Genomic DNA, 17,027 nt, shown 5'->3' with positions numbered 1-17,027 from the left:
GAAACAGGTGAAACATCGCGATTCTAACGCTCCCGTCAAAGGAGACCTGGCCTAAAAGCTCACCAAAAGCATCACCATTCCGCGTTTTCACGTGCAGGCGCCTGCACGAGAGACGCCGCGGTCGATGGTTGGCCGCAATGGTATGCAAAATAGCTTCCCTTTTGCTCCGAAGGAGGAGGTGCCGGACTGTTTCAATCGACGCAAGCCAATCTGTCCGCGCGCGTCATGCCCCTGTTCCGTCGTTCCCGCAAAGATGTTGCCCTTTCGCCCGCACCGGGAGGGTATTCCGAGGAAGATCCCGAAAAGATCATCTTCGATCGCGGCACGCGCCTGCGTGTCGAGGCCAACCACTGGAAGACCTTCTGCTTCGTGCTCGCGTTCATCGCGGGCGGGGCAGTGTGGACGCGCCAGCCGCCGCCGTCGGTGGTCAAGAGCTACGGCATTGCCGCCGATGCGGGTGGTCGTCCCCTCATGAAGCAGCTCGCCGCGTACAAGCCCGACGACCTTGCGCTGCGCTCGTCCGTCGCTGACTCGGTCCAGCGCTGGTTCACCATTGAGCCGGTCCTGACGCCAACGATCGAGGGCTCGCGCCTCGCGCGCAACGTCAATGCCGTCAAGGCTCAGATGACGGGCAACGCAAGGAACCAGTTCGGCGACTGGCTGCACCAGGACGCGCCGTTCCAGTCGATCCTCACCAACCCGAAGCTCGTGCGCGAGGTGGCGGTCAGCAGTGTTTCCGTGCTCGACGACTCAACGGTCGTCGTTGAATTCTCCACCTCCACCACGCAGTTCCCCTCGGACAAGCCCGTCGTGCAGCGCTATGCGCTCACGCTGCGCTACCAGATCGTGCCGGCCAGCTCGGACGAAGCCGTGGGGACCAACCCGTTCGGGATCTTCTTCCCGTTCTTCACTCTCCAGAAAACGGTATGACGATCCAGGCCCCCCGCGCTCTGGCGCTCGTGGTTGCGCTCGCCGGCGCGCTCGCACTTTCCGGTTCCGCCCTCGGCGCGTCGCGGGCCGCTTCCGCCGCAGCCGCCCTCGACGTTGGCTCGATCATGGGCGACCCGATGAGTCCGGTGAACCCCTACAACTCCGGCACCGATCCGGTCACAATGCCCAACGACGCGCGCATCGTCGTGTTCAGCTACAGCCGCGACCAGATCTTTCGCATCATCACCGCACCGGCCAAGAACACCACCATCGAGTTCGCGCCGGGCGAGAAGCTCATTGCCGAACCCGCCATGGGCGATTCGGTGAGCTGGCTCATCGACACGGACGGCGCAAACCACGTGTTCATCAAGCCGGTCAGGCCCGGGCTCGTGAACACGCTGCACCTGACGACGAACCTGCGCGAGTACGACATGACGCTGGTGTCGTCGCCGCTGGGTGGCCTTTTCTATCAGAGCGTGCGCTTTCACTATGCCGAATCGCTGATGGCAAAGGTGCGCGCGCGCGGCGATGCCGACGGCGCAGCCGATGGTGCGGTGAGCGGGAACGGCGGCGCGACCGATTCGGGACCCCTTGGCGTGCCGCCCGACAAGCTCAATTTCGACTACAAGGTCGATGGCTCTGCAGCGTTCAGGCCCGAGACGGTCTTTGACGACGGCAGGTTCGTGTGGCTGCGGCTGCCCGCGGGCGCGCCGTTCGCGGTGCCCATCGTCAAGGACCACGGCGACGACGTGAGCCCGAATTTCATCCGTCGCGGGCAGTACATCGTTGTCCAGCAGATGGCCGACCGGATCGTGCTGCGCGCGGGCGACGACGAGGTCACCGTCACACGCCGTCGTCCCGGCATCTTCAGGTTCTGAGCCATGTCGAGCCAGAGCCAGGGGGTAACCGCGGATCAGGAGCGCGTGGTCAAGGGCAAGTCGCCGCGCAACGCGCTCATGGCGGTGGGTCTCATCTTCGCGCTCGCCATCGGGGCGATGGGCTTCTATTACCAGTCGAAGGTAAGCGCCCGTGCGGCCGAACAGGCGAAGGAGGACAAGGCCGCGAAGACCGCCGCTTCGGTGGATCATGCACCGGCCAGTGACGATATCGACCGGATCATTGCCGACCAGCAGGCGCGCGCCCGCGCAGCCGAGCAAAAGGCCCGCCGCGAAGCTGCCGCAGCATCGGACGCCCAGCCTGTGTCAACGAAGCCGGCACTGTCGCTGGACCAGTACGAGCGGGAGTCGAACAACGGGAACCTGGCGGCCAGCGCGAAGCAGGACAGTCTCTACGCCTCGCCGATTTTCATTCCGGGCCTCAAGGTCAAGGAGCAGGCGGATTCGCAGAACAACGCCGCGGCGGGGGGAATCATGACGCCCCAGCAGATGGCAGTGCAACAGCTCGCCGCGCAGCAGGCAGCAGCAGGGCAGGCCGCCGCGCAGGCAGGGGCGCTTGCGGCGGCGATGGGGCAGGGTAACGCCCGCGCATCCTCCGCCGATCGCGACCTGCAGTTCCTGAAGGATGCGAAGGCGCAATCGAGCTCCGGCGAAGGATTCCTGAGCGCCGGGTTCATCGGCCAGGAGAAGACCTGCACGCTCTCGCCGCCGCATCACATTCCGGTGCTCACCGCCGAGGGTGAGAACTCCGACCGTCCGGGCACGGTGGCGCTCGTCGTCGAACAGGACGTCTATGACAGCGTGACGGGCACCTGCCTCATGATCCCGAAGGGCACCACCATTACGGGCCCGTACCAGAGCGATATCCAGGTCGGACAGGAAAGCATCCAGGTTGCCGCCACCGAGATGCGCCTGCCCAACGGCAAGGAAGTGCCGCTCTATGGCGCACAGGGCGCGGACGAGAACGGCGAAGCGGGTTTCTCGGGCGACGTCAACAACCACTTCCTGAAAATCTTCGGTGCGTCGGCACTCACCGCCGTGCTGCTCGGCGCGTTCGACAAGAACGGTGTCTCGTCAACAACCAGCGGTCCGTACGGTGTCACGCAGGTGGGCAGTACCGCGGGCCAGGTCGCGGCACAGACGTCGCAGTCGATCCTGAGCCGCTACCAGAGCATTCCGCCGACCATCAAGGTGGCACCGGGCAAGCGCGGCATGATCAAGGTGAACCGCAACATCCACCTGGAGCCGTACCGTGGCTAGGCTCGCACTGGTTCCCTTGCTGTTCTCGGCCGCAGCGAGTGTGACAGCGCACACCGCGACCATCGAGCGGATCATCAGCCCCGACGCGCTGGTGCTGGCCTCGCACGACGCGCGCGAGGTCGCGTCGCTCGACGGCGCGCCCGTCCTCTACTGCGGGCTTGCGCCGTTTCACACATGGGCTTCGCGCCTCGTTGGCCAGACGGTGGCGAGCACGCCGGCACAGGGCATCACCGTGCCGGTCGATTCGCATGTGGTCTCGCTCGCCGGGCTCATGGTGCGCAGCGGCTGGCTGCAACCCGGGCAGCTCGATGACGACGCACAGGCGGCGATCGCCGAAGGCCGGGGCGGCTGGGCGTGCGCGAAGGCCGAGACGCCCTTCGTCCTGATGCACACGAGCGTTGATCCGAAGGTGCTGGCCGGCATCGCACTGAACGAAACCGCCTACCACGGGCGCGCGTGGCCGTGGACGCTGAATGTCGCAGGGCGTGGCTACTACTTCCGTTCCCGCCAGGATGCGTACGGCGCAATGCGCGCCCTTCTTGCGGCGGGCCGTTGCGACTTTGACGTAGGGATCATGCAGATCCATTGGTGCGCTCACCGGCAGCGCTTCGCCTCGCCATGGGATGCGCTTGCGCCCGCAACGAACATTCACGTTGCGGAAGCGATCCTCAACGAGAACTACAGCCGCACGCACTCGGTCGCGAAGGCCATCGCGTTCTACCACAGCGCCAACCCGGTGCCGGGCAGTGCTTACCTCGCGCGCTTCGCGCATCACCTCAACCAGATCCAGGCTGGCCTATGACGCGCAGTCTTCTTACGTTCGCGACCCTGTGCGCATTCAGCGCAGCACACCTCGCTCTGGCTGCCAATACCGATCCCTTTAATTTCGATTACGAGATCGCGGGCGGCATCGCCGAGCGTCCGGCGCTCGTCTTCAACGACGGCTCGAAGACCTATATCCAGCCGCGTGCCGGACAGGTCATCACGGTAGCCGGTGGACACGCCGAAGGGCCGTACATGGTCGTGGACGGCACACCTGCCACGATCCAGTACAGCGTCGCCGGACATACAGCCGTGGCGAGCTGGAAGCGGGCCAACACGTTTATCGGCGGACATGGCACGGTGCCAGGCTCTGGCGACGACCAGCCTGTCGCGTTTTCCGGCTTTAGTGGACGCCTGTCGCTCGTGGGCGAGCGTGGCGCGCTCGAGCCCGTGCGCACGCTGAACGCCACCATGCCGGTCGCCTCGATCGTCAAGGCGCTGGTGCCGCAGGGCTGGAGCGGATCGGCGCAGAAGGATGTCGATCTGACCGCCGCGGACCGCTTCGAGACGCGGCAGGGCGAGAACTGGATGCAGGCACTCGACCGGCTCATGGGGCAGACAGGCCTCTACGCGGATGTCGATTTCGACGCGCGTCATGTGCGCCTGCGCCGCGACGTCGAAAAGTCCGGCGCACTCGCCTACGCCGCGGCAACGGTGACGCATGCCGACCCGACGGTGGTTGCGGCGGCTTCGGCCCCGGCGGCCCCGGACGCTGTCGCGGCGGTGCCGCCCGCGCAGTCACTTCTCGCAACGTACTTCGGCGCAAATGCGATCCGCGATGGCGACGACACGCACACACAGATCCGCTTTGCCGCCAGGCCGAAGGACCTGAAGTTTGTCTCGACCGATGGCGTTTCGCTGCACCCGAAGTGGGATGCCGACACCGGCGTCATGACCATCGACCGTGCGGAGCGCTTCATCGTTTCGGACGAGGCGCACCGTGTCGAGGTCGCGCGCAGCCCGGGCACCGTGTACGACTTCCCCGTTGGCAACAGCGCCCATCTGGAAGCGGTATTCGACGAGAAGGGCGAGACGTTCTTCAAGTTCGCGCCAAGCGTCATCAACGTGACCGTCGCTGACGTGCACCACCTGGGCTCGGGCGAACAGAAAGGCCGTTTCTACAAGTTCAACGGCACCTCGGAGCAGTTCATCGTGACGGCGGACGGACAGACCGTCAGCGTGCTACGACGGCACGACGTGAAGTACTTCGAGCGTGCGGGAGCGACCTCGTGATGCGCTACGCACTCCTTTCCCTGATCGCGCTCGCGGTGGCTCCGGCGGGCGCACACGCTGACTGTCTCGATGATGCGGCCGCCTACCGGCATATCAGTGCGCAGCTCGTGCGCGCGATTGCTCAGCAGGAGTCGGGCATGCATGCGGGCGCGATCAACGTCAATGCGAATGGCAGCGAGGACATCGGTCTCATGCAGATCAACAGTTCGTGGCTGCCTGTGCTCGCCCGCTATGGCATCCGCCGCGAGCACCTCTTTAACGCCTGCGTGAACGCTTACGTGGGGACGTGGATTCTCGCCTCGAACTTCCGCCAGTTCGGGCCGACCTGGAAAGCTGTCGGCGCCTATAACGCGACGTCGAGCTCACGCCAGCTTGTCTACGCCAATTCGATCTACCGACGCCTTCAGGGCCACTGAAAACCATGAGAAATCACTTCCCCAAGGATTCCGGTCCGCGCGTCCGGACCATTGCGCAGGCCCTGCTGGCACTGGCGCTCGGTAGCGCCGTATCCATGGCAGTCGCTGCCATGCAACCCGATCAGTCGAAGGTTCCGGCGCCCGCAGGCGATGGCTGGCAACTGCTCGGCAGCGGTAGCGCTCCTGCAGCGCCGGCCGCACCGAGGGCGGCAAGCACGGGCGCTGCTGCGCCCGCTCAGCAACCGGTGGCTGCTCCGGCGTCCAGCCAGGCGCCAGTCGCGCCGACGGTCCTGGCTTCCGCTGCGCCGATCACGCCGGCTACGCCGCAAGCTTCGGCTCCGGCTTCGGCTTCGGCTGACACGATGACGGTGGTGGTCCCCCCCGCTGCGGCAGGCGGCGAGCCTGTGGGCACGATGTCCTTCACGATCACGCCGCAGGACACCAACCTGCGTAACGCACTCGACCGCTGGTTGCAGACGCAGGGCTGGCAGCTTGCCTGGAAGATCGGTGATGACCTGCCGGTCGAATTCAACGCGACCTTCAGCGGCGACTTCCGTTCGGTGCTCACGCAGGTCATGCAGGCGACCGACCACATGCGCACGCCCTCACGCGTGTGCGAGCACACCAACAACGTAATTCGCGTGATCGCCCGCGCGGCCAACTGCAAGGACTGACCATGCGCCTCTATCCCATCCGTACCCTGATCGCGACGTCGAGCGTCGTGATGATCGCCGGTTGCGCCGTCACGCAAGGCGATGTCAACAGTGCCTATGACCAGGGGAATGCGACGGCGAGCGCTGCGCTCGACGGCGCTGGAAACAGTATTCCGCTCGTTGAGGTGGTGCCCAGCGCCTTCCTCGGCGATCGCCCGGTGCCCCTCGCGTATGAGGCCACGCTGCCTGCGGTGTTTCGCGACAAGAAGATCACCTTCCCGCCGAAGCTCGACGTGAGGACGCTCGCGACGCTTGTCTCGAACGCTTCGGGTTTTCCGGTGCGCGTGAGTCCCGACGTCTACATCCCGCGCGACAGCCTGATTCCGCGCGCCTCAAACGACGACAAGAGCGCGCCCGCAAGCCTGGGCGGCGTCAGAACGTCCGAAGTGCCGGTGTACGACCAGCCCTGCGAATCGTGCGCAATCGGTCGCTATCTGCACGACGTCACGGAGGATCTCGGCCTCGACTGGTCCTTCGATGGCTCGGCCATCACGATCAGCCGGTTCGTCACGCGCATGTACCAGATCGCTGCGATCCCGGGCAAGGTGTCGATCGAGTCGCGGATGTCCAAGGGGACCGACACGTCGACGGGCAACCAGTCGACGGGTTCCACGGGCGGTGCCAATACGGACACCGGCACGTTCTCGGCAATGACTTCCAGCGGCCGCAAGGGCGACTTCGACCAGATCCTGTCGATCGAGAATACGCTCAAGCAGCTGAAGTCTCCGATGGGTCGCATTACCGTGAACCCGCAGAGCCGCCTCGTGACCGTGTACGACACACGGGAAGCGGCGGATCGCATGGGAGAGATGCTCAAGCGCGAGAACGCGATCTCCACGCGCCAGGTGATGCTGCGCGTGCGCACGATCCAGATCGCGCTGAACCGCGGCACCCAGGCGGGTGTGAATGCCGATATCGTCTACACCAGCATCCAGGGCGGGCTCGCCAAATGGGCGGTGAACTTCACCTCACCGACGTCGCTGTCCTCTGGCGGCGGCACTGTTGGCCTGTCTGTGCTCGAGCCGAACGCACCATTCACTGGCACCAACGCTGTCATCAACGGCCTGAACAAGTATGGCCGCACGATCTCCGACAACACGGTCTCGAAGCTCACGCTCAATGGCCTGCCGGTATCGGTGGCGAACTTCCAGAGCGACGACTATCTGCGTTCGACCTCGCCCTCGGCGGGCAGCGTCACCGGCACGTCGAGCGGGGTGGTGGGCCTCACGCCTGGCACGCTAACGACCGGCGATTTTCTGCACATCCTCCCCTCGGTCAACGATCACAACCAGATCCTCCTCGCGTACTGGCGTGACAGTTCGAAGCCGAATGGTCCGTTCACCTCGGCGGGCACAGGCTCGGGCCAGACGGCGCAGCAGATCCAGCTTGCCCACACGATCGGCAGCAAGGACGACGAGACGATCGCGCTTTCGGACGGACAGACCGTCGTTCTTTACGGCGCAGTCACCGACACGGCCGACGGCACGACAAACGGGGGCATCGCGGGCATTACCGGGGCCTGGAACAAGTCGCATACGTTCCAGGTGGTGATGCTCACCGCAACCGTCGTTCCCTCGATGTAGGCATGGGCATGCATATCACCGAACCGTTGCCGGGTGAAAAGCGCGCGAGGCTGGTCTTCGGCCTCGACTGGCGAGCCTATCCCCTCAAGGGAAAAAAGGATGGACGCGCCCGCTATGCGGAGGACTTCACGGCGACGCATTACGTCGAAATGCAGGTCGGCGACGTCATGCTCGGCGGATTCTGCGCGCCCGACGCTTCCGACCTCAAGGGTGTGAAGCTCTACTCGGGCGCCGCGCGTGTGGCGATGCTCGAACGCGTGCGTACCCGCCCGGCCGTGCTGGTGCTCATGCAGGACGGACAGCGTGTGCATCTGGTCTATGTCGTGCGCGGCGCGGTCAACAACGACCAGGTCGTGAGCCTCACGCAGGCGGAAAAGCGGCGCGATGAGATCGCGCAGCAATGCCGCAGGCAGGGCCTGGCGCTCGTTGTGCTCGCCTCGGGCGAGGCGCTCGCTCAGGGCGACGAGCCTTTCCAGACGGTCGAGCTGCTTGCCTTGAAGAAGGCCGGCAAGCTCGCCCGTGTCCCTGTGGGTGTGCCCAATGCGGTGGTTTTCCTCCTCGCGGCAGGCGTGGGCATTTTCGCGGTCAAGGAAGCGGTCAGCGTATTCAGCCCGCCCGCGCTGCCCGCGAATGCGCGGCCGACCTGGACCCAGCAGTACGAGAAGGCCCTGCGCCACGAGTTCGCCGCGGGTACGCCGATGGCGTCACAGCTCGCGCCACAGCTGATCGAGACGATCGTCGACTTCGATTCGAACCGTGAGGGCTGGCAGTTCAGGGAGGCAACGTGCCCGCGCGCGGGCTACTGCGCGCTGAACTACACGCGCATGGGCGGGACCTTCGAGGACTTCGCGCGCAGCGCACCGGCTTCGATGCAGCCGCTCACGTTCGATCGCTCGGGTCTCGCGCTCGGCGCGCGCGGCCCCGCGGTGCCGGAAGTGCCAGCGGTCGTCGCCACGCAGTCGAAGGCGTGGCCTGGCGAGCAGCAGCTCATCGACATGCTGCAGACGCCGGCGCAGCAGTTGTCCACCCGGCCATTCGACCTCAAGAGTTTCGGCTACAGCGTGAGGCTGTCTCCCGCCCAGCCGCTCATCAATACGCCGCCGCCGGCAAACGAGCGTCACGGGCCGCTCATCCGTTCGGGCAGCTGGGAGATCGACGGTTACCGGTGGCAGGCACCGCTGCTCGCGCGGTTGCCACCGGACATGACGATTGAAACCCTCAAGGTGACGCTCGACACCGAGGCGCCTGAGGAGATGGGCAAGGTCGGAATCAAATTCGTTGCGAAGGGCAAATACTATGTCGTCCAATAAACGTCTCACTACCGCGCTTGCCACGACGCTTGCTGCCGGGTTCGCACTTGGTGTCGGTCCGGCGAACGGCGCGCTCGCAGCGTCCACGCCCTCGTTCGATGGGGCCATCGCGGCGACACCGCCCGCGCAGTCAGTAAAAACGGCAACCGCAATCCCGAACACGTCGAACGTTGCGTCCGCAACGTCGGGTGCTGCATCGGCCGTCCACATGGCAGCCGCGCCGGTCGTAAGCGCCTCGCAGGCGGCCGCGACCGTGGCGGCACCGGTTATGGCTCCCGCCCCGGCCAGCGACGCGCATCTGACGCTGCGCGATATCGACCAGCTCGCGCGCAACAAGGTCGCCCGCGCGCTGCGCGACGGCGACGGCGCGGGGAGCGCTACGCCCGCGGCCCCCGCGTCGGCCGCGCCCCTTCGTGCCGAGGCGCCGCCGCCTGCAACGCCCCCGGCACCTGTACTTGTGGCGCCCGCCTGGCGTTCACCACGCGTCGATCCGGTCACATTCGTCGGTTCGTTCACCGATCAACAGGGCCTGCACGTTCTCTATCAGTACGGCGGCGCTGTCTATCCGGCGCGTCGGGGAGAAAAGCTGCTCAACGGATGGGTCGTGCGCAAGGTCGAGGGTCTGTTTGTGACGGTCGCCGAGGGCAAGGCCACACGCACCGTCGCGATGCGCTCGGGCGCTCAGGATGGCGTCGCACCCGCTGGCAATGCGACGCCGGTTGCGGTGTCGGGACCGCTGCGCGACGTCGGCGCGCCGCTGCCTCCGTGGATCGCGCCGTCCACCGCGCAATAAGACAACTTCAGTCGGGGAGGAAAACATGTCTTTCTTTGGGAATGTCGAAAACGAACCGAAGCCGCGCGCGTCGCTCTTCGCGCGCCTTCGGGGCTGGCGTCCGGGCTTCGTGGAGGAAAGCGACGCCGCGCCGGTTGAGCCCGTGTTCGAAACCGCCCGGCCCGCACGCAGGGGCGCGGGTGCGCCGCCCGGGTCGCTGGGCGCGCGGCTAAGGGACGGCGACATCACGGACGTCGATCCGATCGAGGTGCCGGGTGGTGCGTTTGTCGACGTACCCACAGGCGCCAAAGCCACGTTCGCGGATGAAAGCGAGCCGGAAAGCGTGCGGTTTGATGGGGAGCCCGTGAGCGACGCTCCACAGCGCGCGAGTGAAGCGTATGCGCAACCGGGCGATGGCGCGACCGACCAGGCGAGGACAGTTCGGGAAGATGAGGTGAGGGCGGACGCGCAGGCCGAGGTTTGCCGCGAGGAAAGCTCGTCGCATGAAGGGGACGGCGCACATGTCCCGCCGCCCGAAGCCGAGGCTGCCCCGGTAGCCGGAGAGCACGCGATCACTGTGCCGGACGTCGAATACGCGCCGGTGGGTATGCCGCGCCTCGTGTCGGCCGAGGCGCTCGCCGATTTCAAGCGAATCCTCTGTGACACCACGGCGGACGCAACGCTTCGCATCACGTCCGAGACGCGGCGCAGTTTCGTGGCCGTCGACATGCAGGCCGGCATGGCGGTTGTCATCACCACACGCGAGTTCCACCAGACGCCGCTCTACACGACGTACCTGCGCGACCTCGATCGTCTGCACATCTCGGTGCGTGAGGAAATGATTGCCACCCAGGACGTGATCGCTGGTGTCTACGAGCGTGGGCGGATCCGGCTCTCGTCGCACGTACCCGAAGGCTCGCGCGCGATCGCGCTGTTCCGCGACATCATCGACGCCGCGCACGCCTATGGCTCCAATGACGTGCACTGGGAATCGCGCGACTACGAGTCCGATGCTGAATTGCGGTTTCGCGTCGACGGCGATCTCTACACCTACCGTCGAATGCCGAAGGCGACTGTACTGCGTGCGCTCTCCGCGGCCTATCAGGATCTCGTCCAGCGCAACACGAACAGCGGCAATGCGTTCCAGCCAACGGCCGCGCAGTCGGCCATGATTCCGCTCGCGCTCTCGACCGATACGCTGAACATCCGCTGGCAGAGTGCGCCGCAGGTCGCCGGTTTCGACGTCGCCCTGCGGCTGCTGGACGGCAACTTCCGTAAGTACAGCGTGCGCCTGCCGCACACGATGGGGCTTGAGGCGAGCCAGCTGGAGATCGTGGATTCGCTTGGCCACGCGAGCGGCGGTGCGGTGCTGCTCTCGGGCGAGACGGGTTCCGCCAAGAGCACGCTGCTGCGCGCGCTGGCATGGATGGTGGACGGGCGCGAACTCATGAAGCAGTACGCCGTGAGCATGCCGTCGGAATACCCAATGCCGTGGCTCTCCGACCAGTCGGTGCCGCGCGGTCTGGATGAAACGGAAGAGGAATTCCGCCGCAAGGTGGCCTCGATCATCCGCACGCTCATGCGTATGGACCCGGACGATCTGACCGTCGCGGAAATCCTCGACTCGACCGTGGCGGGCCTTGTCGTTGAGCTTGCGCTGACCGGTCACCCGGTGCGCACGACCATCCACGCGGACAGCATCATCGGCGTGTTCATTCGGCTGCTCGGCGATCGTCTGCGGATGACGGCCGATGAGGTGGCCTCCGAGAAGTTCATCAATGCAGTGGGCAATCAGAAACTGATCCCGATGCTGTGCCCGCATTGCAAGCTGCCTGCTGCCGACGTCATGCGTGCGTCCGATCTCGAACTGCTGCGCACGAAGTTCGGCCTTGACACTTCGAAGATGGCCTGTCGCAACGACGATGGCTGCGAACACTGCCGCAAGAAGGGGCTGCTTGCGCGCGACGGCAAGGTTGCGGCCGGCACGAAGGGGCAGACGCTCGCCATGGAACTGTACCGGCCGACGCCGGAATTCCTCGACAAGATTTCCGTGCGCGACTGGCGCGGCGCGGAAGAGGCGTGGCGCCGCGAGCGCAAGGCTGACTTCAATTCGGCGGACATGACCGGCAAGACGATCTACGAGCACGCGCTGTACAAGGCGTCACAGGGGTTGATCGATCCGCGCTTCATTGACCGCTCGATGAAGCCGTTCCGCACCTATCGAGTCGTGGCCGATCGCGACGGGAGGATGCCGTCGTGAGCGGCCGTTTCCTGTATCCGTTGCTCATGCGCCTGCCGTACCGGGACCGCATGAAGTTCGCGACGTGGCGCTTCCAGAAAGTGCGTGAAGCCTTCTATGAAGAATCGAGGCTCGATATCGAGGCGACGAAGGGGCTGCGCAACCGCGAGACGCTGATGGAGCGGCTGGGCGTACTGGAGGAGCGTGCCCGCAAACGCCGTCAGATCGTGTGGATGGTCTATCACGCGATCGGCGAGCGGCTCGGCAAGGGTGAGGGCTTCGCGCAGTCGATGAAGCCGTTCATTCCCGGCGAGGAGTATGCGCTGCTCGAACTGGCCGAATCCTCGACGAAGGAGGATGCGGCCCGGCGCGGATTCGAACTGTGCTCGATGACCGCTTCGGCGCGACGCGTGCTGGCGACGACGACGGCGATGCAGCTGGCCTACCCGGTGATGCTGCTCGCGTACATGTACGGGCTTGGCGCCATGTTCGGAGCGCTCATCTATCCGCAGGTGCTGGAGATCCGGCCGCTGGAGCAGTGGAGCGCGCCCGGGCGATTCCTGTACGCCATCGACACGTTCTGCGCCGATTACTGGTGGCTGAACGTGACGCTGATCGGCGCGCTGGTCTGGGCGTACTTCTACGGACTGAAGCGCTGGACCGGGCCGATGCGCAACCGGATCGACGCGGCACCCCTTATGTGGCGCAACCGTCGCGACCTGCGTGCGGCATTGCTCATCGTCTCGTTGTCCGGGCTTTTCGATTCCGGACTCACGCTCAGCGGCGCGCTCGAGCGCATCAAGGTCAATGCCGATCCGTGGCTGCGCTGGCACGTCACGCGCATGCTGCGGCGGCTGGAACTGAAGCCCGAAGAGCCCATGCGTGCGCTCGAAACCGGAATCTTCTCGGCGCTTGTCGTGGACCGAATCGCGGACGCAGAGCGGCGCGACAACTTCGTCGAGGCGGTCAAGTCGCTCGGACGCGGCTCGCTCGACCGGGTGGTGGAGGCGGTGCGCCGCAACGCCCGTATCACGCACTACGTGCTGCTGGGCATCGCAGCGGCGCTTTTTATCGGGGTGGGCGTGGGCTCCTATGCCGTCACCGGACTCGTTGGCCTGCAAAGCGCGCTGGGTGCAAGCGCAGGCAATTTCTGACAAGGACAAGAACCATGAAGACGCAACAAACCACGATGGCCCGCCTGGAAACGCAACGGCGCCTCGCGCGCAGGAAAAAGCAGACTGGCGAACTCTCGCTCATCGAAGCCGGTGCAGTGCTCGGCGCGATGGCGCTGCTCGCGCTGATCATCTATCTGGGCGTGCCTTTCGTGCGCAACATGGTGCAGGCCGCGCATTTCAAGAGCGAGGCCACGATGTTCCACACAGGCATCCAGAACGCCACGCAGAACGACGCGAACTTCTCGGGTGAGTCGCTGACGTCGCTTGCGCAGAACCATGCCTTCGATGCGGCAGGCGCACGGGTAGCGAGCGACTACAGCACGGTGCAGGGCATGTTCGGCGGCGACGTCACGGCCACGCCGGGTACGGTCACGAACGCCAATGACGCGGTGATTACGTCGTATCCCGTGCCGGCCGCCGTGTGCTCGATGAGCGCCGCAGCGCTGGCCAACGTCTTTACGGAAGTCAGCATCAACGGCACGGTCGTCTACAGCCCGACGACTGCGTTCAGCAGTTCGGCCGCAGGCAGCGCGTGCAGTTCGGCGGGGAAGGTAGCGACCGTCGAGCTTTACACGACGCGCAGCTGAGGACGGCGAGCGATGGGCAGCCTGATCGAGATGGTGGTGTTCCTCGCGGCGTCAGCGATCCTGACGGTCGTGTCGATCCAGCAGGACGTCGCGAAGCGCCGCGCCGAGGTGCTGGCTGCCGAAGGGCAGAACGAGGGGGTGATCGTCAGTGCGCTGGCGAGCTGGGTGAGCGACAACTTCTCGAACCTGCTGACGCAGTACACCGCTTCGGGCGGCAATCCGGTCCTGAGCGCGCCGACGCTGGCGCAACTCAAAAGCTCCGGTGAGTTGAAGCAGAACTATGCTACAGGGCCGTTCTGGGGCGGATCCTACACCATCCAGATGTCGATGGTGCCCGCAGGTTGCACGCAGGCCGCGGGCAACTGTCACGTCACATGGGCGTTTTACCCGTCGATGCCGTATACGCGCAACGGCGTGTCGGACGTCGAGGGCGCCGCGCAGATCGCGCTTGCAGGCAACGCCAGCAACGGGCAGTTCGGCTATTCGTCGACGCGCAATTCAGCGACCGTCTACGGGATCAACGGGGCATGGAATGCCAGCAATCCGTTGCCGGGCGCACCGGCCGCGGCAATCCTCGCGACCAACGGGTCAGTCGACGATGGCACCTCGCTCTATATCCGGCGCGACGGGAGCCTCACGTGGACAGGCGACCAGAACGTCAATGGCGTGAGCCTGCACAACGTCAACAGCATCGATGCGACCGGCACGATTGCATCGCCGACCCTTTCCGCATCCAACGTTGCGGTGAGTAACTCGATCCGCACACCTGGCACGTTGCAGGTTGAGAACGCTGCGGGCACGGCGCCGGCGCCGATCAACACGGGTGCAGCGACGGTCAATGGCAACGCAACCATCACGGGTACGGCGCAGGTCGGGAACGTCGCAGTGCCCAGGACCGCGTGCAGCGGCACGGGAATCGCGGGTGATGCTGACGGGTCGGGGCTCATGCTCTCCTGCCAGCGCGGCATCTGGTTGCCGATTGGCGGGACGATTCTCCGGTACGGCTACTACACGGTGGCAAACGGCTCCGGGGTGCCCGCGCCCAGCTGCGCGGCTGGTGGAACGCCGCAGATCGTGATCGACGGTCAGAGCCTCTATGTCGATCCGACGGCGACGGTGAACTACGGGGTGTCCGGTACGGGGCCGTGGACTGTGTCGATCACGGATGGAAGCGGCTCGGGCATCGGCGGGTGGGCCGTGGCGACAACCTATTGCGCGTTTTAGGGAGGGCGCAGAAAGTGAATCTGGGAAAAGTAATCCTGCGCGCGGCGGTCTTCGTCGGCGTTCTGTTGTTGGGGCCGGCCGCGTTGGCCAACCCGGTCCGTTGTTCACCGGGCTATCAGGACTCGACGTGCACGCCTGCATTGGCAAACGCGCCGCAGCCGCAGCCACAGTGTCCGGCTTCTGCAGGGTGGACAACGAGCGTCGCGTCGCAGTGGATCGGATCGCAGTGGAGCGCGCCGTCGTGCAATTATCAGGCGCCGCCCCCGTGTCCGGGTGGACAGATCGAGACTAGCGGCCCGGTTTGGAACGGATCAAGCTGGAGTGCGCCGGGGTGTATGCTGCCTACGGCACCGCCAAAAGACCCGTCCCAGGTTTGTACGAACGCGGTAGTGACGGGGAATGTGACAATCTTTGGAGTTGGTTTCGGTTGGAACACTGCCAATGCTTCGCAGTTCACCAAATATCAGGATTTCTCGCGGTGGTATTGGGGACCAAATACGGACCACTACCTGAATTGGCCGACATATTCAACGGATGATCCGTTCACCAATATCGAGATAATGAATGCGCAGGTAGGCATGAAGCTACCGAATTCAGCTGCAACAACGGACGCCTGGTATTTCGGCACCTATTCAGGCCCCACGTTTGAGAACTTTGATGGGTCGCTCTGGAACACATACATGGCTACCTGTGCGCTGAGTCCTAGTGGAACCGTTGACGGAGTAGTGATGATTCCCATGGTTCCATCACCTGACGGCGGACAAGGCGGCGGAACTTGACGATAAAAAGCCCCGCGCATCGTTAAGTGGCGTGGGGCTTTTCTGGGCTGCCTGCTGTCAGCCGATCACATTCCCCGTAGTGAAGGAGAACGAGCGCGAGAACGCCGCTCCGTTGTATGTGCCCGCCAGAGAAACCGTGTATGTGGTGTTCGGCGACAACGGTGATGTCGGGTAGGCAACCGCCTCGTGCGTCGAAACCAGCTTATTTGGATCGGTCGCGGAATTGAGCAACTGCAACGTGACGGTATTGCCTGTGGTGTCAGTCATCGTTGCAGACTGCAGCACGATCGTATCCGTGGCATTCCCCATCACGACGACCGGCGTGCCCGTTCCGGAGGCCGATGCGTTCGGCGCAGTCGGGATTTCCGCCACTTCCCTGTACGGCAGGCCAGTTACACCCTGACACGGGAACGTTAGGGGAGCGTTGCTGAGCGTCTGCGTTTGCGTGCTCGCGAAGCTTATCGACTGCCACGAGTTGGTATAGGTGTACGAACCAGCGGTAGCTTGGGTTTCATATTCACCGAAGCCAACGATGTTTGCCGGGTAAGCCGCGACAACTGCGTGGTAAGCGCCACCCAGCAGGCCGTAGACAAACTGTTGGCCAGCCGTGGCGGCCACGAAGCTTGTCGAGAATACGGATTGTCCCGCGCCGCTGGCACCGGTCAGATAAACCGAACCCGGAAAGCCTGCATACGTGGCGCGAGTGGCGTAGTCCGCACCGGTAAACCCCGGTTGCCCTGATTGCTCGCTATCCGAAACGGTGTTGTTTAGCCCTTCCCATTTCGAGTGGTTGTTCGCTGCCACATCGAGTACGGTATTTTCCTGGAACGCAGCAAAGCCGCATTGCTGCCGGTACTGGTTGAGTAGGGTGAACGCAGCCTGTTGTGCGCTGTTCGCCGGGTACTGAGCCGTCGATTGCGTGCCGGTGACGGTAGGCGAGGTTGTCGTGCCGGTGCCCGAGCCCGACGCCGAATTGTTGCTGCCACCGCCACCGCTACTGCCGCCACCGCCACCGCATGCCGCAAGCGTGAGCGCGGCCGCGAAGGCGAGGGCCGTGAGAGCCGGGAAATTCTTCTTGTTGTTCATGA

At 64.8% G+C, this 17,027-nt stretch carries 16 protein-coding genes; 15 read left to right on the top strand and 1 reads right to left on the bottom strand.

The genetic code is table 11. The features are described 5' to 3' along the window. Window positions 1-225 precede the first annotated feature (225 nt). The 15 genes from PWP93_RS15465 (at window position 226) to PWP93_RS15395 (ending at window position 15,939) form a co-directional block, all read left to right on the top strand. Window positions 226-930: a type IV secretion system protein gene (locus PWP93_RS15465; protein WP_421028891.1), complete on the top strand. Its 705-nt coding sequence runs from the start codon at window positions 226-228 to the stop codon at window positions 928-930. After that, window positions 927-1,808 (top strand): TrbG/VirB9 family P-type conjugative transfer protein, encoded by an 882-nt coding sequence (locus PWP93_RS15460; RefSeq protein WP_421028892.1) that lies wholly within the window; start codon window positions 927-929, stop codon window positions 1,806-1,808. The genes PWP93_RS15465 and PWP93_RS15460 overlap by 4 nt, the downstream gene beginning before the upstream one ends. Before the next feature lie 3 nt (window positions 1,809-1,811). Then, complete coding sequence (locus PWP93_RS15455) at window positions 1,812-3,086, top strand: TrbI/VirB10 family protein (protein WP_421028893.1); 1,275 nt, start codon at window positions 1,812-1,814, stop codon at window positions 3,084-3,086. Next, window positions 3,079-3,888 (top strand): transglycosylase SLT domain-containing protein, encoded by an 810-nt coding sequence (locus tag PWP93_RS15450; RefSeq protein ID WP_421028894.1) that lies wholly within the window; start codon window positions 3,079-3,081, stop codon window positions 3,886-3,888. The genes PWP93_RS15455 and PWP93_RS15450 overlap by 8 nt, the downstream gene beginning before the upstream one ends. Further along, a complete protein-coding gene (locus PWP93_RS15445) occupies window positions 3,885-5,141 on the top strand; it encodes a TrbG/VirB9 family P-type conjugative transfer protein (protein ID WP_421028895.1) in 1,257 nt (418 codons plus the stop codon). Before PWP93_RS15450 ends, PWP93_RS15445 begins: the two co-directional genes overlap by 4 nt. Further along, entirely contained in the window at window positions 5,141-5,557 is a 417-nt protein-coding gene (locus PWP93_RS15440; RefSeq protein ID WP_421028896.1) for a lytic transglycosylase domain-containing protein, read from the top strand. Before PWP93_RS15445 ends, PWP93_RS15440 begins: the two co-directional genes overlap by 1 nt. A gap of 110 nt (window positions 5,558-5,667) precedes the next feature. Further along, window positions 5,668-6,231 (top strand): toxin co-regulated pilus biosynthesis Q family protein, encoded by a 564-nt coding sequence (locus PWP93_RS15435; RefSeq protein ID WP_421028897.1) that lies wholly within the window; start codon window positions 5,668-5,670, stop codon window positions 6,229-6,231. A gap of 2 nt (window positions 6,232-6,233) precedes the next feature. Beyond that, complete coding sequence (locus PWP93_RS15430) at window positions 6,234-7,853, top strand: type II secretory pathway protein (RefSeq protein WP_421045107.1); 1,620 nt, start codon at window positions 6,234-6,236, stop codon at window positions 7,851-7,853. Window positions 7,854-7,861: 8 nt separating this feature from the next. Further along, window positions 7,862-9,163, top strand: coding sequence for a hypothetical protein (locus tag PWP93_RS15425; RefSeq protein WP_421028899.1), 1,302 nt, complete (start codon window positions 7,862-7,864; stop codon window positions 9,161-9,163). After that, window positions 9,150-9,956: a hypothetical protein gene (locus tag PWP93_RS15420; RefSeq protein WP_421028900.1), complete on the top strand. Its 807-nt coding sequence runs from the start codon at window positions 9,150-9,152 to the stop codon at window positions 9,954-9,956. Before PWP93_RS15425 ends, PWP93_RS15420 begins: the two co-directional genes overlap by 14 nt. 25 nt (window positions 9,957-9,981) lie before the next feature. Beyond that, window positions 9,982-12,195, top strand: coding sequence for an ATPase, T2SS/T4P/T4SS family (locus PWP93_RS15415; protein ID WP_421028901.1), 2,214 nt, complete (start codon window positions 9,982-9,984; stop codon window positions 12,193-12,195). Then, window positions 12,192-13,328: a type II secretion system protein gene (locus tag PWP93_RS15410; RefSeq protein ID WP_421028902.1), complete on the top strand. Its 1,137-nt coding sequence runs from the start codon at window positions 12,192-12,194 to the stop codon at window positions 13,326-13,328. The genes PWP93_RS15415 and PWP93_RS15410 overlap by 4 nt, the downstream gene beginning before the upstream one ends. A 14-nt stretch (window positions 13,329-13,342) precedes the next feature. Continuing rightward, a complete protein-coding gene (locus tag PWP93_RS15405) occupies window positions 13,343-13,936 on the top strand; it encodes a type 4 pilus major pilin (protein WP_421028903.1) in 594 nt (197 codons plus the stop codon). 12 nt (window positions 13,937-13,948) lie between these two features. Then, window positions 13,949-15,160 carry a hypothetical protein gene (locus PWP93_RS15400; RefSeq protein WP_421028904.1) on the top strand — a complete coding sequence of 404 codons (1,212 nt, stop codon included), beginning with the start codon at window positions 13,949-13,951 and terminating at the stop codon, window positions 15,158-15,160. A gap of 389 nt (window positions 15,161-15,549) precedes the next feature. After that, window positions 15,550-15,939 carry a hypothetical protein gene (locus tag PWP93_RS15395; RefSeq protein WP_421045106.1) on the top strand — a complete coding sequence of 130 codons (390 nt, stop codon included), beginning with the start codon at window positions 15,550-15,552 and terminating at the stop codon, window positions 15,937-15,939. Window positions 15,940-15,996: 57 nt separating this feature from the next. Here PWP93_RS15395 and PWP93_RS15390 read toward each other — a convergent pair whose 3' ends face one another. Beyond that, window positions 15,997-17,025 carry a CAP domain-containing protein gene (locus PWP93_RS15390; protein ID WP_421028906.1) on the bottom strand — a complete coding sequence of 343 codons (1,029 nt, stop codon included), beginning with the start codon at window positions 17,023-17,025 and terminating at the stop codon, window positions 15,997-15,999. Between the last annotated feature and the right edge of the window lie 2 nt (window positions 17,026-17,027).

The organism is Paraburkholderia sp. A1RI-2L (genome assembly GCF_048957375.1).
In the GTDB taxonomy this organism is placed as follows: Bacteria; Pseudomonadota; Gammaproteobacteria; order Burkholderiales; family Burkholderiaceae; genus Paraburkholderia.
The sequence above is the reverse complement of the archived record's forward strand: the minus strand, read 5'-3'. Positions and strand labels throughout refer to the sequence as shown.

Coding starts and splice junctions, on each gene's coding strand:
- PWP93_RS15465 (WP_421028891.1), top strand. CDS start 226: ATGCCCCTGTTCCGTCGTTCCCGCAAAGATGTTGCCCTTTCGCCCGCA.
- PWP93_RS15460 (WP_421028892.1), top strand. CDS start 927: ATGACGATCCAGGCCCCCCGCGCTCTGGCGCTCGTGGTTGCGCTCGCC.
- PWP93_RS15455 (WP_421028893.1), top strand. CDS start 1,812: ATGTCGAGCCAGAGCCAGGGGGTAACCGCGGATCAGGAGCGCGTGGTC.
- PWP93_RS15445 (WP_421028895.1), top strand. CDS start 3,885: ATGACGCGCAGTCTTCTTACGTTCGCGACCCTGTGCGCATTCAGCGCA.
- PWP93_RS15440 (WP_421028896.1), top strand. CDS start 5,141: ATGCGCTACGCACTCCTTTCCCTGATCGCGCTCGCGGTGGCTCCGGCG.
- PWP93_RS15435 (WP_421028897.1), top strand. CDS start 5,668: ATGCAACCCGATCAGTCGAAGGTTCCGGCGCCCGCAGGCGATGGCTGG.
- PWP93_RS15430 (WP_421045107.1), top strand. CDS start 6,234: ATGCGCCTCTATCCCATCCGTACCCTGATCGCGACGTCGAGCGTCGTG.
- PWP93_RS15425 (WP_421028899.1), top strand. CDS start 7,862: ATGCATATCACCGAACCGTTGCCGGGTGAAAAGCGCGCGAGGCTGGTC.
- PWP93_RS15420 (WP_421028900.1), top strand. CDS start 9,150: ATGTCGTCCAATAAACGTCTCACTACCGCGCTTGCCACGACGCTTGCT.
- PWP93_RS15415 (WP_421028901.1), top strand. CDS start 9,982: ATGTCTTTCTTTGGGAATGTCGAAAACGAACCGAAGCCGCGCGCGTCG.
- PWP93_RS15405 (WP_421028903.1), top strand. CDS start 13,343: ATGAAGACGCAACAAACCACGATGGCCCGCCTGGAAACGCAACGGCGC.
- PWP93_RS15400 (WP_421028904.1), top strand. CDS start 13,949: ATGGGCAGCCTGATCGAGATGGTGGTGTTCCTCGCGGCGTCAGCGATC.
- PWP93_RS15390 (WP_421028906.1), bottom strand. CDS start 17,025: ATGAACAACAAGAAGAATTTCCCGGCTCTCACGGCCCTCGCCTTCGCG.